Source organism: Chelatococcus asaccharovorans, assembly GCF_003201475.1.
GTDB lineage: Bacteria > Pseudomonadota > Alphaproteobacteria > Rhizobiales > Beijerinckiaceae > Chelatococcus > Chelatococcus asaccharovorans.
Genome location: NZ_QJJK01000007.1, coordinates 309,318 through 334,238, shown reverse-complemented (window position 1 = coordinate 334,238; position 24,921 = coordinate 309,318). Strand labels below are relative to the sequence as shown.

Below are 24,921 nucleotides of genomic sequence, written 5' to 3'. Positions count from 1 at the left end.
TTAAAATAGTGACCGCTAGTCAATTAGGCGATTGCGCGCCGGTCAAGATATTTTTACATTGACTGCTATGAAAATGATCGAAAAGCGGCCCCGCGGGCGACCGCGCGCACTCGACCGCGACGAGGCGCTGGAAACGGCGCTGCAGCTTTTCTGGCGGCACGGCTACGAGGGCACCTCCATCGCCGACCTAACGGCAGCCATGGGCGTGACCCCGCCGAGCCTCTACACCGCGTTCGGCAGCAAGGAGCGGCTCTATCAGGAGGCGTTGGACCGCTACGGCGCGTCCTATGGCTCCTTCACCGCACGGGCGCTGGCTGAGGAGCCGACGGCGCGCCGGGCGGTAGAACGCATCCTGCAGGAGTCAGTGGCGGTCTATTCCGAAGGGCCGGCACCGCGTGGCTGCATGCTGGCCAGCGGCGCGGTGACCTGCGCGCCCGAGCACACCTTGGTGGTCGCGGATCTGTCCCGGCGAAGAGTGGCGACGATCGCCGCGATCAAGGCGCGGTTCGATCGCGCCGTGATCGAAGGCGAGCTTGCGCCCTCGACCGACACGGAGGCGCTGGCTGCCTTCTATGCGGCGGTCGTTCAGGGCCTGTCGATCCAGGCGCGCGACGGCGTCGAACGCGACGTGCTGGATGCCGTCGCCACGACGGCGCTGAGCGCCTGGCCCGGCGAAGCGACTTCGGATCGCCACCCGGAGTCATAATACGAACCCGTCAGGCGATGGTCAGCTCCCTGTACGCCTTACAATTCCGCAGCGAAGGACGGTCTGCCGCCTCGTCCCTCATCTTCGATCTCACACCTGCCTGTGATCGAGCGCCAGTCTTGATGCCAGCGCCGTCAGTACGCCCGCCATTACCCAACGCTGGATCTTCAACCAGGTCGGCCGCGTAGAAAACCAACTGGCGACGGAACCGGCCGCGAAGACGATGGCGAGGTTGACGGAGAAGCTGACCGCGATCTGCGTCAAACCAAGGGTGATGCTTTGCAGCAGCAGATGCCCTTCAAACGGGTCGATGAACTGAGGGAGCAACGACAGATAAAGCACTGCGATCTTCGGGTTTAACAGGTTCGTGACGAAGCCCATCATGAAGAGCTTGCGCGGCCCGTCGATATCCAGATCTGTCCTTGGAGAGAGAACGGATCGGGCACCGGGTTTGATCGTGCCCCAGGCCAAGTAGAGCAGATATGCAGCCCCCACCCACTGGATTGCCTCGTAGGCATAGGGAACGGCAAGTAGAATTGCCGTCAGGCCAAATGCTGCGCAAAACATGTAGAATACAAAGCCGAATATAACCCCCAACAGGGATATGAATCCCGCTCTCCGCCCTTGGCAGATGGAGCGTGTAATCAGGTAGATCATGTTCGGACCGGGGGTCAGAACCATCCCGAGCGAAACCAGGGCAAACATTGCCAGGCTGACCAAAGGCACCATCGTCAATTCTCCGAACCGAGGCTGTTTGCCAAATTGTCCCGGCAGTAGTATCGGTGCAATTTATATATTGCACTCGGAGCAATTTAATGAACGACTTCCGCGATATCGCCGATGCCGTTGCGTCCGACATCACGTCCGGTCGTCTCCGCCCCGGAGAGCGACTTCCGCCGCAGCGCCAGTTTGCCTATCGGCATCGCATCGCGGCGTCGACGGCGAGCCGGGTTTATGCGGAACTGACGCGCCGAGGGTTGATTTCGGGAGAAGTCGGCCGAGGAACCTATGTTCGCACCGCACTCGCACAGCCCGCTCCAGCTCTTACCGAGCCGAGCTTTGCTCCACTTGATCTCGAGCTGAACTTTCCGCTGCTGCCAGAACAGGGCGCCGCCTTGATCCAAGCCCTCCAAGCAACTCTTCGCCTGGATACCATTCATCAAGCGCTCCGCCCTGTTGGAACGGCCGCCACGACCCAGGCGCGAGCGGTCGCAGCAGAATTTCTTGGTCGCGCTGGATGGAAACCGGGTGCCGAGGGCATCCTGTTCACCGGAAACGGGAAGCAGGCGATTGCCTCCGTCATGGCAGCGTTGGCAGCGCCAGGCGACAGGATCGGCGTCGAGGCCCTGACCTACCCGGTCGTGAAAGGCATCGCCGCGCGGCTCGGAATATCGCTAGCACCACTCAAGCTCGACCAAAAAGGGATAGTGCCCGACGCGCTTATGGAGGCGCATCGTTCAGGCCCGTTGAGAGCGATCTACCTGCAGCCATGCCTTCACAATCCTTTGGGCATCACCATGGATGACGCCCGGCGCAGAGATATTGCAGCAATTCTCAAACGAACCGGGCTGATTGCGATCGAGGATGCGATCTATAGTTTTCTCGCCGATGAGGCGCCGCTGGCGGCTCTCGCACCCGATCAGGTCATCCTTGTCGACAGTTTGTCCAAACGCATCGCGCCGGGGATGACGTTGGGCTTCATTGCCTCTCCTGCTGGCCTTACCGAGCGGATCGCTCAGAGCGTCCGCTCGGGTGCTTGGTCTGCTGCGGGATTGCCGCTGGCTGTTGGCTTGCAATTGATGGTCGATGGTACCGCGGATCAAATTGCCAAACTCAAGCGGGAAGATGCCTCTGCACGACAGGTCATGGCTCGCGCTGCTTTGGCTGGCCTCAATGTCAAAGGTGATCCTCGCGCTTACCAGCTCTGGCTGGAGCTGCCGCGCGCATGGCGGGTCGATTCCTTCGTTGCGGCGGCATTCCGACAGGGCATCGCCATTTCTCCAGGCAGCGCCTTCACCGCCCGCCCCGGACACGCGCCGAACGCCGTGCGAATTGCTCTTTCGGCTCCGCCACGGGACGCTCTGCTTGCTGGCCTGCAGACACTTCGTCATTTGGTCAGCGACGACAACCCCGATGTCGAGTGACGACCGACGTAGCGGCCGGTCGCGCGGCTCTCTGGCCTGCGTCCGCAGAGGCGTCTAAGCCGAGCTGATCGGTATGATCGAGCGCGCCTCGGCCGATACAAACCGTCAGGCGCCCGCCAGATCCTTAAAGGCCTCAAGACCTGCGCGTTCTATCCAGCATTCGGCGAGTCGTCCGCTCTCGACACGCCAGATGGCGATCCCCGAGAACCTGACGGGACGCCCATCGGCGGGAAGCCCGAACATCCCGTTGTTGAGACCCGAGCACATCCACCGCGCAACCACGCGGTCGCCGGTCGCGTTGGCGAAGACTTCGAGGATGTCGTTGCGCGCGTTCGTCAGCACGTTTTGAAAATCGCTTATGCGCCGCGCCCAACGGAAAGGCACTGTGACCGACGATCATCGTCATGGTCTCGCCGCCGCCAATCCCTCGCTGGCCAGCGCATTCGCGATGGTCGGCTGCGCCGTTCCCGCCACCCACTCGGGCAGTCGCTTGCGGACCTCGCTCGACCAGCGCTTCTCCTCGCTGCGGGTCTTCGGCAAGTCGACGCAAAGCGGCATTATCGTTGCTGGGCGACCAAATTGCGCAGAACGGAAGGATTTCGTCCGCGGTCGGGCGAACGTGACACCCGGGAATAGTGCTGCCGTTGTCGTTTCGCCGATTATGGTCAAACCACGCCCGAGCGCCACGAGGTGCATTAAGCTGTCCCCGCCGACTGCCTGATGGTGAACTCCAGGATGGCGCCCAAGATCGGCAAGCCGCTTGACAAGATCGTCGTCGACTTCCTTTCCAGGAGCACCTTCGCTGACGATGATGTATTCGTCAGCGAGCACTCCGAAATCGATGTCGCCTTCAATCATATTCGCCAGTGGCTTGCGAGGGCTCTCAGCTTTCCGCGACTGGCACCGTCCTCCGGTGTGGCTCATCACCCGGCGCCGGTCTAGACCCTCGAACAGGGCCTGCGCCGCTGTCAACCGCAGCACGCCGTCCTCGATCTTCGGCCAGCGGAATTCGCCAACCTCCAGCCGCTTGGCGACGAGCACCACGCCGGTGCCGTCCGCTGCCATGCCATACTGTGAGCGTCAGCGCACACGCCGCCAATCCGAGTCTGATCATCATTGCGGCGGGGACTCTGCCGATTTGTCTGTCCACTCGGGAGGAGCGCCGACCTTGTCGAGGAGCGCCCTTGCAAGTCCAGAGGAACGACCAAAAGCGTCGCAGGCTGCATATTTTGGCTCGCCGCCGAGCCAGGACTGTATGTGCTGGCCGGACGGTAAACTCAGATCAAGCGGCTGCGGCTCCTTTCCGGTGATAAGCATCCGTGAAAATTCATCGCCGAATGTAGAGGCGAGACTATAGGCGTCACCAACCTCTGAGACGCGGGGGGTGTTCGTGATCGAATTCGCGCCGCGAGCCCACACCATTGCCGCACGTTGGACGCCGGTACGGTCGGTAGCCTCCGCCTCGACCGCAAGCCCACCCAGCCCGATCGGAAGGCGTGGAATACCAACGGGCAGAACAGCGCCGCTTCCCAGAGTAACGGCGGTCGAAACGCCCGCCATAACCTTGTCGGTTGGCAACACATCGGTGACGACAGCCCGGACTTTTAGATCAGCGGGCTGGCCCGGGGCGACGATCTCATACTTGTCGCTCAACGCAACGCATAATTCGCGATCCAATGCTCTCGACACCAGGACGCGATCTTGCTCGGTCGTTACGCGTGATTTTGCACCAGGCGAGTAGGCGGTTGGCATGATGCTGACGGTCGTTGCCGCGGCCACGACGTTTGTATCGACGTAGTTTCTTGATTTCGAGAAAGACCCCTTCGGCTCACCGAGATTGGTGTACGAGGTCAGCGTGCCTCCTTCCTGCAGAGGCACGGATGCACACCCAGCAGCCGTCAGAATTATGGGCAATGCAAAGCAGGCGGATTTTAAGTCAATCATTTTCGGGCCATCCTTGCGTCGGAAGCACGTCACCCCAGGCGCGAAATGGGGCAGCAGCCCGGCGGTTCCGTTCGGCTTGTCGTTCCCATGCTGACGTGCCCGTCTTCGCGACGTCCGATCGCCGTTGCTTCGATCCGTGCAAGGCCGATTTCTGACAGCGCCTTTCGACCACGTTGGACAAATTGCTCGCCCGCTTGGGTGAGTGTCACTCCACTCGAAGAGCGGACGAAGAACGCTGTGCCAACCCTTTCTTCCAGTTCGCGGATACGGCGGCTGATCGCCGACTCCTGAACGCCCAATGCAGCAGCCGCTCGACGGAAGCTGCCATAATCCGCCGCAGCAATAACGTAGTTGAGATGGCGGACCTGGACGGGCACAACTACCCCCTTTGGGAGTGAAGTGTACTTCGCGTCGTAGCGTCACTTTCCGTTTCGGTGGGAAGATGATCCATCGCCATGTTCCGAGCTCCCTATGCTTTCCTCAAGCCTGCAAGGTAAGAAGGTCGCACCGCGAGAAAGGCCAAAAGGCGCTGCTGGTAATCCGCCGCGACGGCGCGTTGTACGGACGGGCGCGCAGCAATAGCCGTCCGCCAAGCCGTAACTTTCGGCTTGTCTGCAAATATGCCGAAATCTTCAATCCGGTCGAAGACATCGAAATAGCGGAATATCGGTCCGAAGATGGCATCTACCAGAGAAAACTCAGCCCCGGCGAAATAGGGACCATCCGTCAACCTCGCTTCGATCTGAACGAATTTTGCCGCGATCGAATCGACCTTGACCTCGAAGGCCGTGGCATCCGCCGCGTTATAGAGCCCAGCGATGTCGTTCAGGATCGACGATCCGAACTCGATCCACGAACGATGCTCGGCGCGCGCGAGCGGATCGACAGGGTGGAGGGGATGGGGTTCGGTCTCTTCCAGATATTCGAGAATAACGGCGCTCTCGAAAATGGCATGCTCGCCCACTTTGAGCACCGGCGTCTTGCCCAAGGGTGAGATCGCCAGGAACCAGTCAGGCTTGTTGGCCAAATCGATGTCGATGCGCTCAAAAGGCACCGACTTTTCCGTGAGCGCGATCACAGCGCGCTGCACATAGGGACAGAGATGGTGACTGATCAGCGTAAGACGGCTCATCGTTCACTCACCCCAGACATAAAACAGGTCATCGCCTTCGATGCGCGTCGACAGGAACATGAGGCGCGACCCCTTGGGTGCCGGGCCTTCGGTGCGCTCGCCGGTGGTCATGTCGAAGGCGGCATTGTGCCAAGGGCAGACAAGCCTGCCTTCCTTGCATTCCAGTGGCCCCCCGAAATGCAGGCATACATTGGCCGCCGCCTTAATCGTATCTTCGCTTCTGTAGACATGCACTTCACGGCCAAAGAACGGGACGACGATCGTGCCGGCCCGAGGAATGTCGGCAATCTTGCAAAGCTCGTGTTTCATGATGATCTCCTCATTGAATGACGATTTCATGGCTGCTCGGTGATGGAGCGCGGGCCGGCAAGAACGCGCGACACGGCATAGGCGCCATCGCCCAGCAGGAATTGAACGAAGCTGACGGCCAGAAGAAAGGCCGGGTATTCCCAGCCGCCGCCGGGCGCGGTGAAGACCCAGCCATTGGCGGCATGAACCCAGATAATGGCCCCCAGCAGGGCCGGAGACAGGGCCACAACCACCCAGCGCGTTTGAAGGCCGAGGATCAGCAGGACACCGCCGAGCACTTCACCCGTAATGGTGACATAGGCCAGCCAGCCGGGCAGTCCCGCCTTGACGAAAAAGGCCGCCGTCCCGTCGAACCCATAGGTCAGAACCTTCAACACAATACTGTGGGCAAGATACATGCCCCCTAGACTCAGGCGCAGCACAAGCGCCGCCAGGTCAGACGAGGGTTTCATTGGCTTTCCGCCTCCAGTAGATGCAGTTGCATGTTGTTTAATGCAATTGCATCTAACTGTCAAGCTTGATGCAATTGCATGTACCTGTATAATATCGAAATGGATAAGAGACCTTCCGACACGGTAATTCGCGCCTGGACGCGCTTGATGCGGGCGCAGCAGCTCGCGCTGGGTTCCATCGAAGGTGCGCTGAAGGCGGCGGGCCTGCCGCCGCTGGTTTGGTACGACGTGCTGCTTGAGGTCGAACGCGCCGGCCCGGACGGCTTGCGTCCGTACGAACTGGAACGCGCCATGCTTCTGGCGCAGTATAATTTGTCGCGGCTGATCGACCGCATTGAAGCCGCCGGATATGTCGAGCGAAAGCTTTGCACCGATGACGGCCGCGGGCAACGGGTCGTTATGACCGATGCGGGCAAGGTCATCCGCCGCCAAATGTGGCCCGTCTACGCCCGAGCAATAGAATGCGCGGTTGGTGACCGCCTGTCGGAGGAAGAGGCAGAAATCCTCGGCGACCTGCTTGGCCGATTGATCGGCGGTCAGGACGACCTGACAATTCCGAAAACGGCATCAAACACAGTTCGTGCTCGTGAACTAGCTCAGTGAGCAAGGCCGCCATTCTCTATTTGGAGGCATCTGTTCAAGGTTTGTTTTCGACTATTACCTGCGTCAACTCTTTGCCGTCAGCCAGCCTGATGTTTGGACACATCAAACGCCGCGCATGAGGTTGGCCCGTCAATACCAGTCTCCTGCTGCCGATATAGAGAGCGCCGAGACGTGCTCAATCGAGCTAACCCGGTTTCCTGGATGAAATCGCGGGGCCCATCTCACGGAGCCGAGAATATATGCACACCGTACATGCCAATGAGAATTGCGCCAGCCAGCGTGGCAGATAAAATCGAACCGACGACAAAACGCCGCGCAAAGGTATATAGCGGTAAGAACTGTTCCTGGAATAGGATAGCTATTTGTAAACTTGACACTATTATGGAATCCCGCAAGTAGGAAAAGGTTACGCAAGCGCCAGAACAGGAGCCGCAATACGATGAGCTATGCGTCTCACGCCTTCGGCCCCTCTAGTCGCTCGACCCCATAGCGGCGCAGAAACGCCGACTCTATTTCTCCTTCTGAAAGGCCTCCGTATCGATACGCTGGCGACAAGACAGGCTCTACGGACTGCAGTGTGATCGTCACGACCTCATGGATCGGGTATTGCCGTCCATGGCTCGACCATATGTGCTCTGCTCCCGTCGAGTAGGCCACCGAAGGCGGTTCGTGGACCGTCGCTTGCCCTCTCAAGCGAACCCCGCGTCGCTGAAAAATGTCTGCGACGGCAATGGTAACCCTTGGATCGCGCCGCAAATTCTCGATCGTCGTGCGAGAGGCCATGTTCACGAAGAATAGGAGACCATCCCTCACCGAGAGTGACGCGATCGGGGCGAGGTTTGCGGAACCGTCGTTGTTTGTGGTCGCGACAAACGACAATCCAGCTCGCTCGATCAATTCTATGGCCTCTGGGCCAAGCGTCAGGCTGCTTGTCATGGCGTAACCCTCCCGCCATTAACGTGGATGACCTGCCCGGTGATGAAGCTCGCTGTCGGCCCGGCGAGAAACAGGATAGGTCCCACTATGTCTTCGGGCTGCGCGATGCGCCGCATCGGGATCGTTGGAACGTAGGCATCGCTCATCTTGCGAAACCACTCGTCGCCACCTGAGTTGAGCGCCTTGATCCCGCGCTCACCGCCGCCGCCGGCCAAGAAAGAAGTCTCTATGGCGCTGGGGGCAACCAGGTTCGCTCGGATCTTCGGCGCATTCTCGATCGCAAGCGATTTGGTCAAAGCGACAAGACCGGCTTTTGCAGCCGCGTACGCGCTTTCTCCCGAGATCGGATTGTAAGCGAGGCTAGACCCCACCATGACAATGTTCGGCTCCTTTCCTCGTTTGAGCAAAGGCAGCGTTGCGGCGCTTACCATGAACGCCGAACGAAGATTACCTGCAGCAATCGCGTCCCACTCCTCGATCGGCATTTCCTCGATAGTAGACGGCGGCACTGACATGAAGCCAACGAGGAAAACGAGAATATCAACGGAATCCCATTGGGCCGTAAGGGCGCTGAGACCTTCCTTGACGGATTTATCGTCGGCGGCATCGACTGCAAAGGCGATGACGCCCTCTGGAACCGGGTGTGCGTCAATCGAACGCTGAAGCGCGAAGACAGCGACTTCGAGCCCCATCTCAGCGCAAGCCTTTACAAGCGGCCGGCCGATACCACCGCACCCTCCGACTATTAGGATTCGACGCCCAGAATTCGGTGAAAGTCGGGAAAAATCTTGGACACCAACTAAGGCGCTCATGACCAGCTCCAGCGCGAATGAAATCTTGCGCGAGGTTGCGATCCGGCGTTTGATATGTCCAATTCGATCTCTAGAGATAATTGATATGAAAAACATATCACTTGATACGCGCCGGCTCCGCTACTTCGTCGCGGTTGCTGAGGCGCTCAATTTCCGAAGGGCCGCGGAGGTGCTGAACATCTCGCAGCCCCCCTTGAGCCAGCAGATTCAGACGCTCGAGGCCGAACTTGGCGCCAGCTTGTTCATCCGTCACCGGCGATCGATTGAGTTGACAGATGCAGGGCACGTCTTGCTGCACCGCACGCGGTCGTTGCTCGCGTTAATGGAGGCGACTGCCGTGGAGGTCGGTATGGTCGGCCGCGGCGAAATGGGAATGCTTGGTATTGGATACATGAGCGCCGCCATGCTTGGGCGCCTTGCTTCCATCCTGGCCATGTTCCGACTTAAAAAGCCAAAGGTTGAAGTGCGGCTCAAGCAAGCTCAGCCCCGCGATCAAATCGACGCAATCGCATCTGGCGAAATCGATGTCGGATTACTTTCCGTTTCGACGACATTGAAAGGCGCAGTCTCGGGAAAGCCAGAACTCGCTCTTGAACCGCTATGGACGGAAGAGATGGTACTGGCGTTGCCAATAGATCATCGCTTGGCCAATCAACCGTACTTATCCTTCCAACATTTCGACGACGAGACGTTCATGACCTTACCGCGAGCCCCCTTACCTGGCGCCTACGACCAGCTCGTGCACCTCTGTCATGGCCCTGACACGGCGAGAACAGTGCGTATTCAGGAGGTTGAGGAATTGCCCGCCTCGTTGGCGTTGGTCGCCGCCGGCTATGGCATAGGCCTCGTGCCCGTATGCGTGATGGAAAGCTGGAGTGGTGCACTCATGTTTCGCAGACTGACAGAGCGACCGGCAATTCAAGTGTCGATGCTGTCGCGGCGGGACAATCGCTCACCGGTTCTTTCCGCGTTTCGCAATGCGGTGACGCACCACAATCGAGGCGCACAATATTCGGCCGACGCTCTTCACTGATCGAATACGGTCGCTTGCAAGCTGCCAGGCCCATGAAAACGTGCGGACTTGAATCTGGAGTTCAGGGTCCTGCTGCTGGTGCCGGCAGCGCAATCCCACGCCGCACGGCTGGCCGAGCTTTGATGCGCTCGCGCCATCGCGAGAGATGCAGATGGTGGGCAGGCACGCCGCAAGACGGTCGATAGTCATCACGGCCCCTTCGCAGGTGCCGGCAGCGGTCTCGGCCGGGCTCGCCTTGGCCGTCTTTTCCTGTCGCCTTGCTCCGCCCGGCACCATCGAAATCGGCGAACGATTCAGGCTGCCGCGCCTGCCGTCGTCAGAGATCGTGCTGCACTCGACCCTCAGCGACCCCAAATCGCGGGCCGCGCTGCGCACATTGGCCGCGGCTTTTCGGAAGCACCGCGCGATGGCCGCATAGCGGCGCGCGAAAGGTGTCTGGCCTCGATGGATAGTCATCACGGCCCCGTCGCAGGTGCCGGCAGCGCAATACCACGCCGCACCGCTGACCGAGCTGCGACGCGCTCGTGCCATCGCGAGAGATGCAGATGGTGGGCAAAGGAAAAGTCGCAAACGGCGGCGATATGTGTCCACCCGAACGTGGCGATGTCCGCGATGGAATAGGCGTCGCCAGCCAGCCAGGGATGGTCGGCCAGACGCGCATCCAGCGTGGCGAACGCCTCCTCAGTCAACTGTCGATATCGATCGATCACAATCGGCATTCTCGTCTCGGCAAACATCTCAAAATGTACGCGCTGACCGAGAAGCGGCCCCATGCTTGATGCGTGGAACACAAGCCATTTGATGGCCTCCCAGCGCGGCCTGGTTTCCAGCGGCAGCAGCTGGCCCGTTTTCTCCGCGAGGTAGAGGAGGATCGCCGCAGATTCGAACAGCACGACACCTGTTTCGTCGTCTGTGATCACCGGAATTCGTCCATGTGGATTGAGGGCGAGAAATTCGGGTCGCTTGTGCTCGCCGGCCGACAATTTCACGTGATGCAATCGGTACGGCAACCCAAGTTCCTCAAGCGCGATCGTCGCCTTGAAACCGTTCGGTGAGGACGTCGTGTAGAGATCGATCATCCTTGGTGCCCCACAACGACAGTCGCTGCACCCGCCTCGCGTTGGTCGGGTTTGTTCCCGAGGGTGAGGACCAGCAGCGCCGCGACGACCGAAACGGCAACCGAACCGGTCCATAGGAATCCATAGGCCCCGGTCATGTCGAAGAGCATTCCACCCGCCAGCGCGCCAAGCGCACCCCCGAGCGCGTGACCGCCGGAGATCAGGCCCATTGCCAAGCCGATGCGTTCAATTCCGAAATGGCTCGCCGCGAGCCCGACCGTTACAGGTACTGTCGAATAATCGACCAGGCCAAACAGGACGACGAAGACATAAAGCAGTCGGATGTCCGGCGCGACGTGAAGCAGGAGCACGAAACTTCCGGCCCGGATGAGATAGATCGATGCCAATAGCAGCGGACGATGAACGCGGTCGACCAGATACCCGGCGAGGACCATGCCGGCGAGATTAACAGCCGACAGCACGCCATAGGCTGACGCGCTTGGCAAAGGCGGAAAGCCGCAAAATGACGCGTAGGGTAAAAGATGCGTCTCGATCACGCCGGTGGTCGTGAAGCCGCAAATCAGAAAGCTCCAGAATAGGATGTGGAAAGCGGGAGCCCGAATGAGTGCCCCGACACCAGACAACATCGACGATTGTCGAACTGCCGCCTCGCCGTTCTCCGATGGCAGCAGCGCATAGGCAGCAACGGCCAGCGTGAGAGCGCAAATGGCCAATGCACTGAAGCCAAGCCGCCAACTCGCGCTCTGCATCAGCACTGCCACGATTGGAACCACGATCAACTGCCCGCCCGTGGCTCCGGAGGTTCCAATCCCGGTAGCCAGACCGCGCCGCTCATCGAAGCTTCTGGCAATCGCCGATGCCACGACATTCGTTGCCACGGCGGTGAAGCCGATGGCTGCAACCAAGCCGAACCCGATGGCGAAGATTATTGACGAATGAGAGAGAGACACAAGGCCCGCTCCGAGCGCGATCGCCAGCATCCCGCCGCTCATGAGAAGTCGTGGTCCATGCTGGTCGATGATCCGGCCAGCGATCGGCGCTGCAAACGCCATGACCAGAAGCGCCAAAGCGCCCACATCCGACAGAAACGAGCGGGTCCAGCCCACATCACGCTCAATAACCGGCATCGCCAGCCCAAGCACTGCGCGTACCGAGAACGACACCGCAAGCGCAGCGAAGCCGACGAGAACGAGAATCCATCGATTGATTTTCATGAGCGAGTCAGTCCTTTCTCGCGCCGGTCGCCTTTTCCGCGGAATCGTGCGGACGTCGGAACGCACCGTCACCTGATTGTCAGTTGAGAATCGAAGGTTCGGCCTGTTGCTGCGGCTTTCGTGGCACCGCGCCACGCCAGAGGATGCCGAGGGTGGCCGCGACATCGAGCGCGACGCAGAGGCCAAGAGCCGCCGAATAACCTTGAAAGGTGTCGTGGATGTAGCCGAGCAATGCAGGGGCCAAAGCATAGACAAACTGTCCAACTGCCGTGCTCAAACCGACGATGAGCCCGAAGACATGATCCGGGAACTCACGATGAATGATCAGCGGCGGCAAGGTGATGAGATTGCCGACCGACAGTCCAAACAGGATCACCGCGCCATGAAGCACCGTCGGGCTCATTGGCCACAGGATGATGGCGAGAAGCGCGATCGCCTGGCTCGACAGACAACCGGCCGTCACCGCTCGCTGATCCACGGAGTCGATCACGAAGCCTAGGCCGACACGCCCGAACACTGCCGCTCCGCTGGCGGACATCAGCGCGATACTTGTTCCGTGGGCCCCTAGCGTCGGCAGGAGAACCGCCACCTGATGCATGAGAAAGCCAGCCTGAGCTGCAAGCCCCAAAGACATGGGAGCGGTGACAGACCAGAAGTGGACGGATCGGAACACCTGCCTTGTCGTCAGAACAGGGCGAACCGCCTTGTTTCCGATCGCTGCATTTAGCCGCGGATCTTTTGATTGCCGATTGGTCCTAACGCGAAGCCCAAAAGCAAGAAGCGGGAAGAGCAGGATCAACATGCTCGCGGCAACAAGGGATACCACCGCTCCTAAGCCAATACTGGCGCTGAGAATAACGAGAGCCGGCGCTACTGCGATGCCCGAAACACTGGCTCCGTTGAGCGCGAGACTAATCGCTAACCCACGTCGGCGGTCGAACCAGTGGGACAGTGTCGTGGCAATAGCGGTCGAACTGGTGCATGACCAGCCTGCACCCAAGAGCAGCGCCGCGCCGAACATGTGCCATGGCGCAGTGGCCAGTGAAAAGCCGACCGCCCCAAGGCCTAGCAGCACAGCGCCGCAACCGAGCACAATACGTAGATCGCAACGCGCCAGCAGGCGCGGCGCGATCATCAGGCAAGCTGCGCCAAACAGATAATAGACGGTGGTGGCCGTCGAAATCAGCGCCGTCGACCAACCATTGAACCGTTGCAACTCAGCCAGATAGACGGCCAGGCCGTAGAAGCCTAGACCCCAGCTGAATACCGCGAGGACGAAACAAGCAAGCACCGCAACCCAGCCGTCACGAAACTCTCCTGACCTTGCGGAGCTCGTCGTCGGCGTATGCGATGCGTTTCCGCCGGGGATTTCTCGCGCTTCATCTTGCTTCACTGGCGGCATCGATAAAACTCGCCTCTAAAGAACAGGCATGCTAAATTATGAACCTGTCGTCGGAGGCGAATTTACTGCTGATAATATGCACTTGAAAAATCATATGTCCTAAGTGAAGAGTTTAGGCTGGCTAAGGTATGAATCCTGTTTTTCCACTTCTCGCACTGCGCGCATTCGCAGAAAGCGGGCGTCATGGCAGCATCAAGCGGGCGGCTGCGGCGATGGGCGTGACCTCGGGAGCTGTCAGCCAGCAGATCAGGCATTTGGAAGAACGGTTCGGCATCGCGCTGTTCACGCGCACACGCTATGGCGTCAAATTGACGGAGGCGGGCGCGAAGATTCACCCAGGCTTGCTTCGGGCGTTCGACCAGATCGAAGCCAGTCTTGAGGCTCTCGAAGCTATCAATGCGCGCCAGACGCTTACCGTCAGCACGGTCGCATCATTTGCGGCGTCATGGCTGGTGCCTCGCCTCGGCCGGTTCACCAACCGCTATCCCGAGATCGAGATTCGGGTTGAGGCGACATCGAGCCTGGTCGATCTTCGGCGCGACCGAGTCGATATCGCTATTCGCCATGGCTTGGGGAACTATCCCGGCCTGATCGCAGAGTACTTATTGGCTCCGGTGCTCTTGCCCGTTGCTAGCTCCAAGCTGCTATCGGACGGTCCGCCGATTCTCGAACCTGTCGACTGCCTTGCCTATCCGTTGTTGCAGGACGCCGACCGGTCCGATTGGCGTCTCTGGTTTAGTGCCGTCGGCGTTTCTGACGATCCTCGAGCTGAGCGCGGTCCAGCATTCACGGATGATCTGCTTCTCCTGCGTGCCGCTATCGCTGGCCAAGGTATTGCCTTGGTGCGAGACGTCTATGCTGCCGACGAACTCGCTTCCGGTCGCCTCGCCCTTGCGCTCGATCGGGCCTGGCCGACCGATTTCGCCTATTATGCCGTCGCTCTACCAGATGCCGCGAAACACCAGCCTGCGCGCCATTTCATCGACTGGCTGAAGGAAGAAGCGGCCAATTGAGGCTTTTCAAACTGGCGCCCGCTTCGAGAACGACCGCCGATACTGAATGGGCGAGATTTTCAACGTCGCTGAGAAATGCTGGCGCAAGGACGCGGCTGTGCCGAAGCCGGTCAGCAAGGCGATTGATTCTACCGACTCACCCGTCGTTTCAAGCAGACGCTGCGCCTGCTCGATGCGCCGCTGCGCCAACCACGCGCCGAAGCTGGTCCCAATGGCCTTCTGAAAGCGCCGCGTGAAGGTCCGCCGGGTCAGCCCCGCCGCATCCGCGACGCTGTCCAAGCTATGGGCTTCATCAAGCGTGGCGAGAACCCTGTCGAGGGCCTGCGCAAAGCGATCTGCATCCCGTGTCCTGGTGACGGGATGTTCGATAAACTGCGCCTGACCGCCCTGCCGGTGTGGCGAAAGCACAAGCCGCCGCGCCAAGCGAAGTGCGCTCTCGGCACCAAAGCGCGCGCGCACAATATGGAGGCAGCAATCAAGGCCCGCCGCCACGCCCGCCGAGGTGACGACATCGCCATTATCCACATAGAGCACCTCCGGCTCGACGATTATGTCCGGGTAGAGGGCACGCAACTGATCGACATAGGCCCAGTGCGTGGTTGCCCGGCGTCCCGTCAGCAACCCGGTTGCCGCTATGGCGAAGGTCCCGAGGCAGAGCCCGACCAGCAACGCGCCGCGCCCATGTGCCTTGCGCAGCGCCTCTACCAGCTCAGCTGGAACGGGTTGATCAAGAGCCGTCCAACTGGGGACGATGACCATATCCGCCTCTTCAAGGCCGCCGAGTCCATGCGGCGCGCCGAGCGTCAAGCCGGCTTCGGTTCGGATGAGCCCTTCGTCAATGGCGCAGACCCGGAAATCGAAACGCGGCAGGCCAAGATGTCTCTGATCCTCGCCGAACACCAGGCAGGGCACGGAAAGGTGAAAGGGACTGATGCCGTCGAAGGCGACGGCGGCGACGACCGGATCGGCCATGGCAACTCCAAAGGCAATTTCGTGAATGTCCCGATTCTTTCGAATAATGTCAATTGGGCCAATTTCGATCTGCCGTGCCCGGATTATGCTGTTCGCCACCAACACCACATCAGAGAGGCATGGATCATGACCCAGAGCACCCCTAACACGCCACTTCGCGCCCTAATCGTCGTCGACGCGCAAAACGATTATGACGGCGGCAATCTGGCGATCCAGCACCCGCCCTTTCCCGATGGCATCGAAAATATTACGCGGGCCATAGACGAAGCCCATGCCGCTGGGATCAAGATCGTGATCGTCAAGCAGCTATCGCCTGAAGACAGCCCTGTCTTCGCCAAGGGCAGCCATGGCGGCGCGCTGCATCCGAAGATCGCCGACAGGCCGCGCGACCACCTGATTGAAAAGTCGCTGCCCAGCGCCTTCACCGGCACCGATCTTGAGACATGGTTGCGCGCCAACGCCATTGATACGGTGACGGTGGTGGGCTTCATGACCCATAACTGCGTCCTCTCGACCATTGTCCACGCGCTCCACATGGGCTTTTCGGTCGAATTTCTGTCGGATGCGGCAGGCTCCATTCCCTATGCCAACAGCGCCGGTTACGCCTCGGCCGAAGAGATTCACCGGGTCGTGCGCATCGTCCTTCAGTCGCGCTTCGCGGCAGTGCTCCATACGGCGGATTGGATCGAGCGCCTTAAAGCGGGCGTGCTGCCTGAGCGCGATACGATCTATGCGTCATACCAGCGGGCTCTGGCGAGGCCGGATGTGTGAGCACCGACTAGCTTAGATCGTCATGCTTTGAGGGGCGGTGAGTATTTCGTCGACGAAGTTAAGCCCTCCAGCACCGATTGTTCGATCGTCCGATATCCGATTTACACGCCACAATACGACGCGCTGCTACGCGCAGATATTCGAGCTTCCATTCTGCATCATCTATCGCCTTCTATCCTCTCAGATGGGAGCGAAGGGATATTGGAATGAGGCAGCAAGCCGAGCCATTCATGCGGCGTACCATACGCCGGCATCAACTCCGGGAAATGGTCCCCCTAGCTGACACCACCATCTACGACATGGAACAGCGCGGCGAATTTCCGCAGCGCTTCTACCTCACGTCTCGATGCGTGGTTTGGGATCTTTCCGAGGTTGAAGCTTGGCTGGAGGAAAGGCGCCGCGCCTCACGCGCCAAGCTTGTGAAGCGTGCGCCCATTCCCGATGTCCAACTTCGCAAATCACGCCCGATCAAACATCCGGTTCGGGCGTGAGCAGGTCCATCGTTGGCGGATAGAGGGTTGGCGTGTATTTCTGGCCGGCGACCCAAGCGTCAACGAGATTGGACCACTCCTGCATCATGTGCCGACGCTGCGGTTCGTATTCCGCTTTGTTGTAGACGCCGCGTGACGAGCGCCCGTCCTCGTGGGCGAGGCACTTCTCGATCCAGTCGCTGTTGAAGCCCATCTCGTTCAGGAGCGTCGAGCCGGTCCGGCGCAGGTCGTGGACCGTGAACGGTTCCAACGGCAGCCCCTCTTTCTTGGCCCGCGCCACAACCGCCGTGGTCACGCGATTGAAGGTCGCGCGCGACATGGGGGCGTCGGCGTCGTAGCGCGACGGCAGCAGAAAGCGCGAGTTACCGGCGCAGGTCTTGAGCGCAATCAGGATGTCGAGCGACTGTTGCGACAGATAGACGTTGTGCGCCTTCGACCGCTTCATCCGCTCCTTCGGAATGGTCCAGACGGCGTTCTCGAAATCGACCTCGTCCCAGACCGCGTCCTGCAGCTCGCTCTTGCGCACCATGGTGAGCAGGATCAGACGCAAGCCAAGACGGATCGTCGGCAGGGTCGGCACGTGCTCGATCTCAAGCAGCATAATCTTGATCTCGGCCGGCGACAGCGCGCGGTCCTTCGGCTGGAAGGTCGCGATCGAGGCCGGCCCGACCTCGTCGGCCGGGTTCGGCACCTTCTCGCCGTGCAGGATGGCGAAGGCGAAGATCTGTTTGACGATGTCGCGCGCGTGGATGGCGGTTGCCGGCGCGCCGCGCTCTTTCACCTTGGCGCAGAGCTGACGCAGATCGTCCGGCGTCACCTCGGTCAGAAGACGGTTCTTCCAGGCAGGGAGAATGTCGCGATCGAGGATAGCCTTGCGCATCGAGCGGGTGCTTTCCGCCATCCGCGCTTCCTTGATCCATAAGGCGCCCACCGCACCGAAGCTGCGCTCCATGGCCTTGCGCCGTTTGTCGCGCTGTTTCTCGTGCGCGGGAGAAAGCCCCTCCGCCACGTGCTTGCGAGCGGCGATGCAGCGCTCGCGGGCTTCGGCGAGCGTGAGGCCATCGGCGCCATAGCGGCCGATCGTCAGCGTCTCCCGGCGACCGTTCAAACGGTAGTCGTACCGGAAGGTGATTTGGCCTGTCGTAGCGACGGAAACGTACATACCGTCACGGTCGGCCACCTTGTATAATTTATCTTTTGGTTTCAGCCTCTTGATGGCCATGTCGGTGAGCATGGGGACGGCCTCGTTGACGATCCAAAGCGCCTTTTCGAGCCCCAATTTTACCGTCAAATCTGATACCGTCAATCAACGCCAATAATCGTTATAAAACAGCACACTAACTTGGTTTTCAGTAGGCTGCTTCCGTTTTTGGCCTGACGGTAGGGCAAAAATCCGGCTGCCGGCGAAAAACGCATACCGTCGCGCGCACCGTCAGAGCCCATCGCTTCAAGGCGATAGGCTCCGATAGTGAACGCTTGACTTTTTGTTTGATTTCAGCTAGTTATGATGATGTGGTGATAGTTCGCGAAACGCCGCGAACATGCATCATTTCACTCCCACTCGATCGTTCCCGGTGGCTTTGACGTCACATCGTAGGTGACGCGGTTGATGCCGCGCACCTCATTGATGATGCGGGTGGCCACGCGGCCGAGGAAGGCCATGTCGAAGGGATAGAAATCCGCCGTCATGCCGTCGACGGAGGTGACGGCGCGCAGTGCACAGACGAATTCATAAGTGCGATAATCGCCCATCACACCGACGGTCTGCACCGGCAGCAGCACCGCAAAGGCCTGCCAGATCGTGTCGTAGAGCCCGGCCTTGCGGATCTCGTCGAGGTAGATCGCGTCGGCCTTGCGCAGGATGTCGAGCTTCTCGCGCGTCACGCCGCCCGGAAGGCGGATCGCGAGGCCCGGCCCCGGGAAGGGATGGCGCCCGATGAACTGTTCGGGCAGGCCAAGCTCGCGGCCGAGCGCACGCACCTCGTCCTTGAACAATTCGCGCAAGGGCTCGACAAGCTGCATGTTCATGCGCTCGGGCAACCCGCCGACATTGTGATGGGATTTGATGGTGACCGAGGGGCCGCCGGAGAAGGACACGCTTTCGATCACATCCGGATAGAGCGTGCCCTGCGCCAGGAATTGCGGAGAGCCCTTGCCGTCGGCCGCGATCTTCTTCGCCTCGTCCTCGAACACCTCGATGAACAGGCGGCCGATGATCTTGCGCTTCACCTCCGGATCGGCAACGCCTTCGAGTTCGCCGATGAAGCGCTCTGAGGCATCAACATGCACCAGCGGCAGGTTGTAGTGGTCGCGGAACATCGTGACGACTTCCGCAGCCTCATTGAGGCGCATCAGGCCGTGATCGACGAAGACGCAGGTGAGCTGATCACCGATCGCCTCATGGATGAGCACGGCCGCCACCGAGGAATCGACCCCGCCGGACAGCGCGCAGAGCACCCGGCCATCGCCCACTTGCGCACGGATCTTGCGGATCATCTCGGCCCGGTAGGCGGCCATGGTCCAATCGGATTTCAGGCCGACGATATTGTGCACGAAATTAGCGATGAGCTTCGCCCCGTCCGGCGTATGCACGACCTCGGGATGGAACATGGTGGTGTAGTAGTGCCGGCTCTCGTCCGCTGCGATGGCGAAGGGCGCGTTCTCGGATGTGGCGATAACCTCGAAGCCCTCGGGCAGGCGGGTGACGCGGTCGCCGTGGCTCATCCAGACGGGATAGCGCCCACCGACCTCCCACACCCCCTCGAACAGAGGGCTCGCCGCCTTGATCTCGACATCGGCGCGGCCGAATTCCGCGGCGTGTCCACCCTCGACCGCCCCGCCAAGCTGCAGGCAGAGCGTCTGTTGTCCGTAGCAGATGCCGAGGATCGGCACGCCGGACTCAAACACGGCCTGCGGGGCCCGGGGACTGCCGTCCGCTGTCACCGAAGCGGGGCCGCCGGAGAAGATGACGCCTTTTGGCTTCAGAGAAGCGAAAGCTTCTTCTGCTTTGCTAAAGGGGACTATTTCGGAGTAGACGCCAACCTCGCGCACGCGGCGCGCGATGAGCTGGGTGACCTGGCTGCCGAAATCGATGATGAGGATGCTGTCATGCATGGCATTGAGCTACGGGATAGCGTCCAAAGATGCAAGGATCTCGAACGTGTCGCGGGCCATCGATCGCCACCATACGGGTGCGGAGCACGCACCGCACGCCCTGCCGCCAACGCGCTTGACCGTTGACGGTATGATGGCACCACAGAACGCGCATACGGCCCGGCGAGCAGACGGGGAGCCACGTCCCGATAGCCCCTCCTCCGCGGAGCGCCCGGCCGCGGCGCCGATCGAGGTGGAGATTCGCGACGGCACTGTCTTCGCGGCAGACATGGAATCGCGAACGCACGCCCTGGCCATCGCCGATCTCGCCGGCCGCGCCGCCGAGCCCAATCCCTTCATGCATCCGGCCTTCATCAAGGCCGCTGCCGCTGAATACGGCCCAGCCGCGATCGCAGTCCTCTTCGCCTGGCGTGGGGAGGCCCGCGACCCGCATGCGCTCCTGGGGGCGCTCGTCCTGCGGAGGCTACGCACTCCCTTCCGGCTCTGGTCGGCCAGTGTGGAAGGGCGCTTCCACGACTTCTCTTTCCTCTCGACGCCGGTCGTCGACGCGTCCGCCCTCGAGCCGGTGCTGACGGCGATCCTCGATGCCATGGCAGGTTCATCACTGCCGAAGCGTCTGTCCTTCTCCCTCATTGGGGACGAGGGACCGGTGATGACCGGGCTCAAGACGGTCCTCCGGCAGCGGCATTCACCGCTGGCCGTCATGGCCAGCTATCGTCGCGCGCTCGCGCGCAGCGACAACCCGGCTGCCTTCACGCCATCGGCCTCGACCCGCAAGAAGCTGCGCCAATACAGGCGCAGGCTCGCGGAACAGGGACCTGTCGCGGTGACGCGCCATCAAACGCCGGCGGAGGTGACGATGGCACTCGAGGAATTCCTGCAGCTTGAGGCTTCCGGCTGGAAGGGCCGCGCCGGGACCGCCCTCATCAGCCGCGCCGCCGATGCCGACTTCGCCCGGGCCGCCTTTCCGGCCATGGCCGCAACGGGCGATGCCGTGATCGACGTGCTACGGCTCGATGGCAAGGCGGCGGCCATTCAGATCCTCGCGCGGTCCGGCCGGGGCTATTTCACCTGGAAGATCGCCTATGACGAAGCGCTGCGTGATTATTCTCCAGGCGTTCTCCTGGTGGAAGACTACACGACGCATTTGATGTCGGACCCGGCGGTCGGCTTCCTCGATTCCTGCTCGCACGATGATACGGGGTTCATGGCGGCGCTGTGGAAGGATCGCCAGCCCATCGCCGACGTCATCTTCGATGTCCGTCCGGGCGAACGGGCAGGCACGGTGCTGCTCACGGCCCTCGAGCGCAATCTGCTGAACCTCCGCGGCCGGCTCAAGAGCCTTTACTACCGCTACAAGGATCGCAGGAAGCCGGCCAGGACGTGAGGATCAGGGCGCGCGACGCATCACGGCGATAAAGAAGGCATCCGTACCCGTGCGATGGGGCGTGAGCAGGATGCCGCCGCCCGGCGTCGCCCATTGCGCCAGTTCCGGAAAGCCGGCCGCGGCTGCAACCTCAGCCGCAGGCAGGAGCGTGAAGCCGCGGTGACGCTGGCCGAAGGCCGCGATGGCGTCGTCGTTCTCCTCCGGCAGAACCGAGCAGGTGATATAGGCGATACGGCCGCCGGGCCGCGCGAGAGACGCCGCGCGATCGAGCACCACCGCCTGATCACGACAGCGCTCGGCGAGGCCGCCGGGCCGCAGGCGCCATTTGGCATCAGGATTGCGCCGCCAGGTGCCGCTACCGGTGCAGGGCGCATCGACGAGAACGAGATCGACCGTCCCGGCCAGATCGGCCAGGGGATCGGGCCTGCGGGGATCGTAGCGCCCGCGTGGCGTCCGCACCGTGACATTGGTCGCGCCCGAGCGCTGGAGGCGCGCGTGGCTGGCGACCAGGCGCCGCGCGTCGACATCGGTGGCGACGATCTCGCCGGAGTTGTCCATCAGCGCCGCGAGCGCCAACGTCTTGCCGCCCGCACCCGCGCAGAGATCCACGACGCGCGATCCAGGCACAACGCCGCTCAGCACGCTGACGAGTTGCGAGCCCTCGTCCTGGATCTCGAACCAGCCGTCGAGAAATTCGGGCTCGGCCTGGAGCGCCGGGCCGCGCCCGTCCTCGCCCACGGGGAAGCGCAGGCCGAATGGCGACAGCGGCGTGTTTTCCGGGCCGAGATGGGCCAGCGCCTCGCGCACCGTGCGCCGATCGCTCTTCAGGCTGTTGACGCGCACGTCGAGCGGGGCGCGGGCGGTCAGGGCCCGCATCTCGTCGCGAAGTGCAGGACCGAAAGCGCGCATGAACGACGGCAGAAGCCATTCCGGGCAGTCGCAGGCGGCAGCCAAGGGTGCAGCGTCGAGCTGCGCCGCGCGTGCGAGACGCGCCCGTTCGTCCACAGACAGCGCTTCGGGCGCGAACCGCTCGCCGCTGAAGAGCGCCGCGATCGCCTCGCCGTCCAGTCCGCGCTGCAGGGCGAGCATGCCGATCATCAGCGCGCGCGGCGTCTCGCCTTCCATGACCCAGGCGCTGGACGCACGGCGCCGCAACGCATCATAGACGAGGCTCGCGATGGCCGCCCGGTCCTTCGAGCCTGCGAACCGCCGCGCCAGGCCCCAATCCTTGAGCGCGTCGGGCGCGGGACGACGGCGCTCGATGAGATCGGCCAGAACCTCGATGGCTCCGGCCACGCGGGCCGCGGGTGTCATGCGAAAAATCCTGCCGTCACGCGCTCGCGAGAATCCGCACCGCGAAAATAATCCACATCACGACCAGCACCATGACGCCGAAACCGAAGGCTGGTCCACGCACCCGCACATTATTGGACGTTACGTGGATGAAGGCGTGTACCAGCCGCGTCGCCACGAATATCCACGACATCACCACGAATAAGAAATCAGCCTGGCGCGTGATGAGCGCAAAAGCCACCAGCGCATAGAACAGCACCGGGACCTCGAACTGGTTCTTGAAGGCATTGCCGAACTGCCGCGCCCGCCCATGCCACTGGCGGTCGTCAAGAGCGACCGCCGCGACATCGACCTTTCCGGACCTGAGGGCGGCTGCGCGTATCGGCGCGAGCGACAGCAGGAGGGCGAAAGCCAGAGCGACCAGCACGAAGACAGGCAGCAACACCATTGGCACGGTCATCGGTCAATCCCGCGTGCGATAGTTCGGGCTTTCGCGCGTGATCGTCACATCGTGGACGTGGCTTTCGCGCAGTCCCGCGCCGCTGATGCGGACGAACTCCGCATTCTTGCGCAGCTCTTCCAGGTTACGCGCGCCGACATAGCCCATGGCGGCGCGCAGGCCGCCGACGAGCTGGTGGAGAACGCTCGCCACGCTGCCCTTGTAGGGCACCTGGCCTTCGATGCCTTCCGGCACGAGCTTGAGCGTATCCTTGATATCCTGCTGGAAATAGCGATCCGCGGAACCGCGCGCCATCGCCCCGACGGAGCCCATGCCGCGATAAGCCTTGTAGGAACGCCCCTGCCACAGGAACACCTCGCCGGGCGCTTCGTCCGTGCCGGCAAGCAGCGAGCCGACCATGCAGCAATGGGCCCCCGCCGCCAAAGCCTTGGCGAAATCGCCGGAAAACTTGATGCCGCCGTCGGCGATGACGGGTACGTTCTGAACCGAGGCTGCGGAGACCGCGTCCATGATGGCGGTGAGCTGGGGCACGCCGACGCCGGCGACGATGCGCGTGGTGCAGATCGACCCAGGGCCGATGCCGACCTTGATCGCGTCGGCGCCGGCGTCGATCAACGCCTTGGCGCCGCTGGCTGTCGCGATATTTCCGGCGATCACCTGCACGGAGTTCGACAGCTTCTTGACCTTCGTCACCGCGTCCAGCACGCGCTGGGAATGACCGTGGGCTGTATCGACCACGATGAGATCGCAGCCGGCATCGATCAGAAGTTCGGCACGCCGGAAACCATCCTCACCCGTCGTGGTCGCCGCGGCGACCCGCAGACGCCCCTGCTCGTCCTTGGCGGCATGGGGATAGGCAATCTGCTTCTCCATATCCTTGACGGTGATGAGGCCGATGCAGCGGTAGTGATCATCGACCACGAGCAGCTTCTCGATGCGGAACTGATGCAGGAGGCGCTTCGCCTCGTCCTGGCTCACCCCCTCGCGGACGGTGATCAGCTTGTCCTTGGTCATCAGTTCGGCGACCGGCTGCTGCGGATTGGTGGCGAAGCGCACGTCGCGATTGGTCAGGATGCCGACGAGCTTGCCGCGATTCCCGTTCGGGCCTTCCTCGACCACGGGAATACCCGAGATGCCGTGATGCTTCATCAGCGCGAAGGCATCGGCGAGCGTCGCCTTGGGGTGGATCGTCACCGGATTGACGATCATGCCCGATTCGAACTTCTTGACGAGGCGAACCTCGTCAGCCTGCTGCTCGGGCGTGAGGTTGCGATGGATGACCCCGAGGCCACCGTTCTGGGCCATGGCGATCGCCATGCGCGCCTCGGTGACGGTGTCCATCGCCGAGGCGATGACCGGCAAGTTGATGGTGATGGTGCGGGTCAGCTGCGTGCGGACATCGACTTCGCCCGGCATGACCTCGGAGTGACCGGGCTGCAGGAGCACATCGTCGAAGGTCAAAGCCTCACGGAACGGACTGTCATGGATGACCGGCATCGCCAACCCTTTCTTCAATCTGGTGAAGCAGTCCGCGGAGGCCCAGGGTGCCTCACCGTACGGCGATCGCTTCGCTGTCGCACCGATTCGGAAACATCCGGAGACCGGCCGCGACAATTCTACGGGGTGAGCATGACACCTGGCGAAAACCGTCCCG

26 protein-coding genes and 3 pseudogenes are annotated in these 24,921 nt (G+C 61.5%); 9 read left to right on the top strand and 20 right to left on the bottom strand.

Annotated elements, in window-relative coordinates; translation table 11 throughout:
* Positions 1-67 precede the first annotated feature (67 nt).
* Entirely contained in the window at positions 68-706 is a 639-nt protein-coding gene (locus C7450_RS18305) for a TetR/AcrR family transcriptional regulator (RefSeq protein WP_110375878.1), read from the top strand.
* Between the two features lie 90 nt (positions 707-796).
* Here the strand turns inward: C7450_RS18305 and C7450_RS18300 are convergent, their stop codons facing one another.
* Positions 797-1,435 carry a LysE family translocator gene (locus C7450_RS18300; RefSeq protein ID WP_110375877.1) on the bottom strand — a complete coding sequence of 213 codons (639 nt, stop codon included), beginning with the start codon at positions 1,433-1,435 and terminating at the stop codon, positions 797-799.
* Positions 1,436-1,521: 86 nt separating this feature from the next.
* Here C7450_RS18300 and C7450_RS18295 point away from each other — a divergent pair, with 86 nt between their 5' ends.
* Positions 1,522-2,850 carry an aminotransferase-like domain-containing protein gene (locus tag C7450_RS18295; protein ID WP_110375876.1) on the top strand — a complete coding sequence of 443 codons (1,329 nt, stop codon included), beginning with the start codon at positions 1,522-1,524 and terminating at the stop codon, positions 2,848-2,850.
* Between the two features lie 105 nt (positions 2,851-2,955).
* Here C7450_RS18295 and C7450_RS18290 read toward each other — a convergent pair whose 3' ends face one another.
* The 8 genes and pseudogenes from C7450_RS18290 to C7450_RS18260 all read right to left on the bottom strand — a co-directional run bounded on the left by C7450_RS18290 (position 2,956) and on the right by C7450_RS18260 (position 6,687).
* Positions 2,956-3,234 (bottom strand): ester cyclase, encoded by a 279-nt coding sequence (locus tag C7450_RS18290; RefSeq protein ID WP_110375875.1) that lies wholly within the window; start codon positions 3,232-3,234, stop codon positions 2,956-2,958.
* A gap of 27 nt (positions 3,235-3,261) precedes the next feature.
* Positions 3,262-3,390: pseudogene (locus C7450_RS34640) on the bottom strand (nucleotidyl transferase AbiEii/AbiGii toxin family protein); the annotation flags it as partial.
* 396 nt (positions 3,391-3,786) lie between these two features.
* A pseudogene (tnpB, locus tag C7450_RS34905) lies at positions 3,787-3,915 on the bottom strand (IS66 family insertion sequence element accessory protein TnpB); the annotation flags it as partial.
* A 48-nt stretch (positions 3,916-3,963) separates the two neighbouring features.
* Positions 3,964-4,794, bottom strand: a complete 831-nt coding sequence (locus C7450_RS18280) for a DUF3313 domain-containing protein (protein WP_110375873.1) — start codon at positions 4,792-4,794, stop codon at positions 3,964-3,966.
* A gap of 29 nt (positions 4,795-4,823) precedes the next feature.
* Positions 4,824-5,171: a LysR family transcriptional regulator gene (locus C7450_RS18275; RefSeq protein WP_110375872.1), complete on the bottom strand. Its 348-nt coding sequence runs from the start codon at positions 5,169-5,171 to the stop codon at positions 4,824-4,826.
* A 92-nt stretch (positions 5,172-5,263) separates the two neighbouring features.
* The gene (locus C7450_RS18270; protein WP_110375871.1) at positions 5,264-5,926 is read right to left on the bottom strand and encodes a glutathione S-transferase family protein; all 663 of its coding nucleotides are present in this window, start codon (positions 5,924-5,926) and stop codon (positions 5,264-5,266) included.
* Positions 5,927-5,929: 3 nt separating this feature from the next.
* A complete protein-coding gene (locus C7450_RS18265) occupies positions 5,930-6,265 on the bottom strand; it encodes a Rieske (2Fe-2S) protein (protein ID WP_245449894.1) in 336 nt (111 codons plus the stop codon).
* On the bottom strand, positions 6,262-6,687 hold the full coding sequence (locus C7450_RS18260; RefSeq protein WP_110375870.1) for a DoxX family protein: 426 nt from the start codon (positions 6,685-6,687) through the stop codon (positions 6,262-6,264). The genes C7450_RS18265 and C7450_RS18260 overlap by 4 nt, the downstream gene beginning before the upstream one ends.
* A 78-nt stretch (positions 6,688-6,765) precedes the next feature.
* On the opposite strand from C7450_RS18260, the gene C7450_RS18255 reads away from it, so the two are divergent.
* Complete coding sequence (locus C7450_RS18255; RefSeq protein WP_245449892.1) at positions 6,766-7,290, top strand: MarR family winged helix-turn-helix transcriptional regulator; 525 nt, start codon at positions 6,766-6,768, stop codon at positions 7,288-7,290.
* Positions 7,291-7,743: 453 nt separating this feature from the next.
* Here the strand turns inward: C7450_RS18255 and C7450_RS35155 are convergent, their stop codons facing one another.
* Positions 7,744-8,226: a pyridoxamine 5'-phosphate oxidase family protein gene (locus C7450_RS35155; protein ID WP_110375869.1), complete on the bottom strand. Its 483-nt coding sequence runs from the start codon at positions 8,224-8,226 to the stop codon at positions 7,744-7,746.
* A complete protein-coding gene (locus C7450_RS18245) occupies positions 8,223-9,038 on the bottom strand; it encodes an SDR family NAD(P)-dependent oxidoreductase (RefSeq protein WP_281064277.1) in 816 nt (271 codons plus the stop codon). Before C7450_RS18245 ends, C7450_RS35155 begins: the two co-directional genes overlap by 4 nt.
* An 85-nt stretch (positions 9,039-9,123) precedes the next feature.
* Here C7450_RS18245 and C7450_RS18240 point away from each other — a divergent pair, with 85 nt between their 5' ends.
* Together C7450_RS18240 and C7450_RS18230 are read left to right on the top strand one after the other, a co-directional pair.
* Positions 9,124-10,071 (top strand): LysR substrate-binding domain-containing protein, encoded by a 948-nt coding sequence (locus C7450_RS18240; RefSeq protein WP_170147303.1) that lies wholly within the window; start codon positions 9,124-9,126, stop codon positions 10,069-10,071.
* Positions 10,072-10,270: 199 nt separating this feature from the next.
* Positions 10,271-10,489: pseudogene (locus tag C7450_RS18230) on the top strand (LysR family transcriptional regulator); the annotation flags it as partial.
* A 37-nt stretch (positions 10,490-10,526) separates the two neighbouring features.
* Here C7450_RS18230 and C7450_RS18225 read toward each other — a convergent pair.
* The 3 genes from C7450_RS18225 to C7450_RS18215 all read right to left on the bottom strand — a co-directional run bounded on the left by C7450_RS18225 (position 10,527) and on the right by C7450_RS18215 (position 13,766).
* Positions 10,527-11,150 carry a glutathione S-transferase family protein gene (locus C7450_RS18225; protein ID WP_110375867.1) on the bottom strand — a complete coding sequence of 208 codons (624 nt, stop codon included), beginning with the start codon at positions 11,148-11,150 and terminating at the stop codon, positions 10,527-10,529.
* Positions 11,147-12,364, bottom strand: a complete 1,218-nt coding sequence (locus C7450_RS18220; protein ID WP_110375866.1) for an MFS transporter — start codon at positions 12,362-12,364, stop codon at positions 11,147-11,149. The genes C7450_RS18225 and C7450_RS18220 overlap by 4 nt, the downstream gene beginning before the upstream one ends.
* 79 nt (positions 12,365-12,443) lie before the next feature.
* Positions 12,444-13,766 carry an MFS transporter gene (locus C7450_RS18215; protein WP_110375865.1) on the bottom strand — a complete coding sequence of 441 codons (1,323 nt, stop codon included), beginning with the start codon at positions 13,764-13,766 and terminating at the stop codon, positions 12,444-12,446.
* Between the two features lie 128 nt (positions 13,767-13,894).
* On the opposite strand from C7450_RS18215, the gene C7450_RS18210 reads away from it, so the two are divergent.
* Positions 13,895-14,779, top strand: coding sequence for a LysR substrate-binding domain-containing protein (locus tag C7450_RS18210; protein WP_110375864.1), 885 nt, complete (start codon positions 13,895-13,897; stop codon positions 14,777-14,779).
* A gap of 6 nt (positions 14,780-14,785) precedes the next feature.
* Here the strand turns inward: C7450_RS18210 and C7450_RS35150 are convergent, their stop codons facing one another.
* Positions 14,786-15,751: a GlxA family transcriptional regulator gene (locus C7450_RS35150; RefSeq protein WP_110375863.1), complete on the bottom strand. Its 966-nt coding sequence runs from the start codon at positions 15,749-15,751 to the stop codon at positions 14,786-14,788.
* Here C7450_RS35150 and C7450_RS18200 point away from each other — a divergent pair.
* The gene (locus C7450_RS18200) at positions 15,656-16,522 is read left to right on the top strand and encodes a cysteine hydrolase family protein (protein WP_342588526.1); all 867 of its coding nucleotides are present in this window, start codon (positions 15,656-15,658) and stop codon (positions 16,520-16,522) included. The two genes, C7450_RS35150 and C7450_RS18200, sit on opposite strands and share 96 nt — an antisense overlap.
* 206 nt (positions 16,523-16,728) lie before the next feature.
* Positions 16,729-17,013 carry a helix-turn-helix transcriptional regulator gene (locus tag C7450_RS18195; protein ID WP_425351227.1) on the top strand — a complete coding sequence of 95 codons (285 nt, stop codon included), beginning with the start codon at positions 16,729-16,731 and terminating at the stop codon, positions 17,011-17,013.
* On the opposite strand, the gene C7450_RS18190 is transcribed toward C7450_RS18195, so the two are convergent.
* Both C7450_RS18190 and guaA read right to left on the bottom strand, forming a co-directional pair.
* Positions 16,991-18,247: a tyrosine-type recombinase/integrase gene (locus C7450_RS18190; RefSeq protein ID WP_110376004.1), complete on the bottom strand. Its 1,257-nt coding sequence runs from the start codon at positions 18,245-18,247 to the stop codon at positions 16,991-16,993. The two genes, C7450_RS18195 and C7450_RS18190, sit on opposite strands and share 23 nt — an antisense overlap.
* Before the next feature lie 317 nt (positions 18,248-18,564).
* Entirely contained in the window at positions 18,565-20,127 is a 1,563-nt protein-coding gene (gene guaA / locus C7450_RS18185; protein ID WP_110375862.1) for a glutamine-hydrolyzing GMP synthase, read from the bottom strand.
* Between the two features lie 46 nt (positions 20,128-20,173).
* Between guaA and C7450_RS18180 the strand changes: the two genes are divergently transcribed.
* The gene (locus C7450_RS18180) at positions 20,174-21,514 is read left to right on the top strand and encodes a GNAT family N-acetyltransferase (protein ID WP_170147302.1); all 1,341 of its coding nucleotides are present in this window, start codon (positions 20,174-20,176) and stop codon (positions 21,512-21,514) included.
* Positions 21,515-21,517: 3 nt separating this feature from the next.
* Here the strand turns inward: C7450_RS18180 and C7450_RS18175 are convergent, their stop codons facing one another.
* Genes C7450_RS18175 through guaB form a run of 3 tightly spaced genes read right to left on the bottom strand, consistent with a single transcriptional unit; the run spans position 21,518 to position 24,764 of the window.
* The gene (locus tag C7450_RS18175) at positions 21,518-22,828 is read right to left on the bottom strand and encodes an RsmB/NOP family class I SAM-dependent RNA methyltransferase (protein ID WP_110375861.1); all 1,311 of its coding nucleotides are present in this window, start codon (positions 22,826-22,828) and stop codon (positions 21,518-21,520) included.
* A gap of 16 nt (positions 22,829-22,844) precedes the next feature.
* Positions 22,845-23,267 (bottom strand): MAPEG family protein, encoded by a 423-nt coding sequence (locus C7450_RS18170; protein WP_110375860.1) that lies wholly within the window; start codon positions 23,265-23,267, stop codon positions 22,845-22,847.
* Positions 23,268-23,270: 3 nt separating this feature from the next.
* The gene (guaB, locus tag C7450_RS18165) at positions 23,271-24,764 is read right to left on the bottom strand and encodes an IMP dehydrogenase (RefSeq protein WP_110375859.1); all 1,494 of its coding nucleotides are present in this window, start codon (positions 24,762-24,764) and stop codon (positions 23,271-23,273) included.
* Positions 24,765-24,921 lie beyond the last annotated feature (157 nt).

Excerpts from the sequence above, each read along its gene's own strand:
- C7450_RS18305 (WP_110375878.1), top strand. The coding sequence starts at position 68 with ATGAAAATGATCGAAAAGCGGCCCCGCGGGCGACCGCGCGCACTCGAC.
- C7450_RS18300 (WP_110375877.1), bottom strand. The coding sequence starts at position 1,435 with ATGGTGCCTTTGGTCAGCCTGGCAATGTTTGCCCTGGTTTCGCTCGGG.
- C7450_RS18295 (WP_110375876.1), top strand. The coding sequence starts at position 1,522 with ATGAACGACTTCCGCGATATCGCCGATGCCGTTGCGTCCGACATCACG.
- C7450_RS18280 (WP_110375873.1), bottom strand. The coding sequence starts at position 4,794 with ATGATTGACTTAAAATCCGCCTGCTTTGCATTGCCCATAATTCTGACG.
- C7450_RS18270 (WP_110375871.1), bottom strand. The coding sequence starts at position 5,926 with ATGAGCCGTCTTACGCTGATCAGTCACCATCTCTGTCCCTATGTGCAG.
- C7450_RS18265 (WP_245449894.1), bottom strand. The coding sequence starts at position 6,265 with ATGAAATCGTCATTCAATGAGGAGATCATCATGAAACACGAGCTTTGC.
- C7450_RS18260 (WP_110375870.1), bottom strand. The coding sequence starts at position 6,687 with ATGAAACCCTCGTCTGACCTGGCGGCGCTTGTGCTGCGCCTGAGTCTA.
- C7450_RS18255 (WP_245449892.1), top strand. The coding sequence starts at position 6,766 with ATGTACCTGTATAATATCGAAATGGATAAGAGACCTTCCGACACGGTA.
- C7450_RS35155 (WP_110375869.1), bottom strand. The coding sequence starts at position 8,226 with ATGACAAGCAGCCTGACGCTTGGCCCAGAGGCCATAGAATTGATCGAG.
- C7450_RS18245 (WP_281064277.1), bottom strand. The coding sequence starts at position 9,038 with ATGAGCGCCTTAGTTGGTGTCCAAGATTTTTCCCGACTTTCACCGAAT.
- C7450_RS18240 (WP_170147303.1), top strand. The coding sequence starts at position 9,124 with ATGAAAAACATATCACTTGATACGCGCCGGCTCCGCTACTTCGTCGCG.
- C7450_RS18225 (WP_110375867.1), bottom strand. The coding sequence starts at position 11,150 with ATGATCGATCTCTACACGACGTCCTCACCGAACGGTTTCAAGGCGACG.
- C7450_RS18220 (WP_110375866.1), bottom strand. The coding sequence starts at position 12,364 with ATGAAAATCAATCGATGGATTCTCGTTCTCGTCGGCTTCGCTGCGCTT.
- C7450_RS18215 (WP_110375865.1), bottom strand. The coding sequence starts at position 13,766 with ATGCCGCCAGTGAAGCAAGATGAAGCGCGAGAAATCCCCGGCGGAAAC.
- C7450_RS18210 (WP_110375864.1), top strand. The coding sequence starts at position 13,895 with ATGAATCCTGTTTTTCCACTTCTCGCACTGCGCGCATTCGCAGAAAGC.
- C7450_RS18200 (WP_342588526.1), top strand. The coding sequence starts at position 15,656 with ATGTCTCTGATCCTCGCCGAACACCAGGCAGGGCACGGAAAGGTGAAA.
- C7450_RS35150 (WP_110375863.1), bottom strand. The coding sequence starts at position 15,751 with ATGGCCGATCCGGTCGTCGCCGCCGTCGCCTTCGACGGCATCAGTCCC.
- C7450_RS18195 (WP_425351227.1), top strand. The coding sequence starts at position 16,729 with ATGAGGCAGCAAGCCGAGCCATTCATGCGGCGTACCATACGCCGGCAT.
- C7450_RS18190 (WP_110376004.1), bottom strand. The coding sequence starts at position 18,247 with ATGCTCACCGACATGGCCATCAAGAGGCTGAAACCAAAAGATAAATTA.
- guaA (WP_110375862.1), bottom strand. The coding sequence starts at position 20,127 with ATGCATGACAGCATCCTCATCATCGATTTCGGCAGCCAGGTCACCCAG.
- C7450_RS18175 (WP_110375861.1), bottom strand. The coding sequence starts at position 22,828 with ATGACACCCGCGGCCCGCGTGGCCGGAGCCATCGAGGTTCTGGCCGAT.
- C7450_RS18170 (WP_110375860.1), bottom strand. The coding sequence starts at position 23,267 with ATGACCGTGCCAATGGTGTTGCTGCCTGTCTTCGTGCTGGTCGCTCTG.
- guaB (WP_110375859.1), bottom strand. The coding sequence starts at position 24,764 with ATGCCGGTCATCCATGACAGTCCGTTCCGTGAGGCTTTGACCTTCGAC.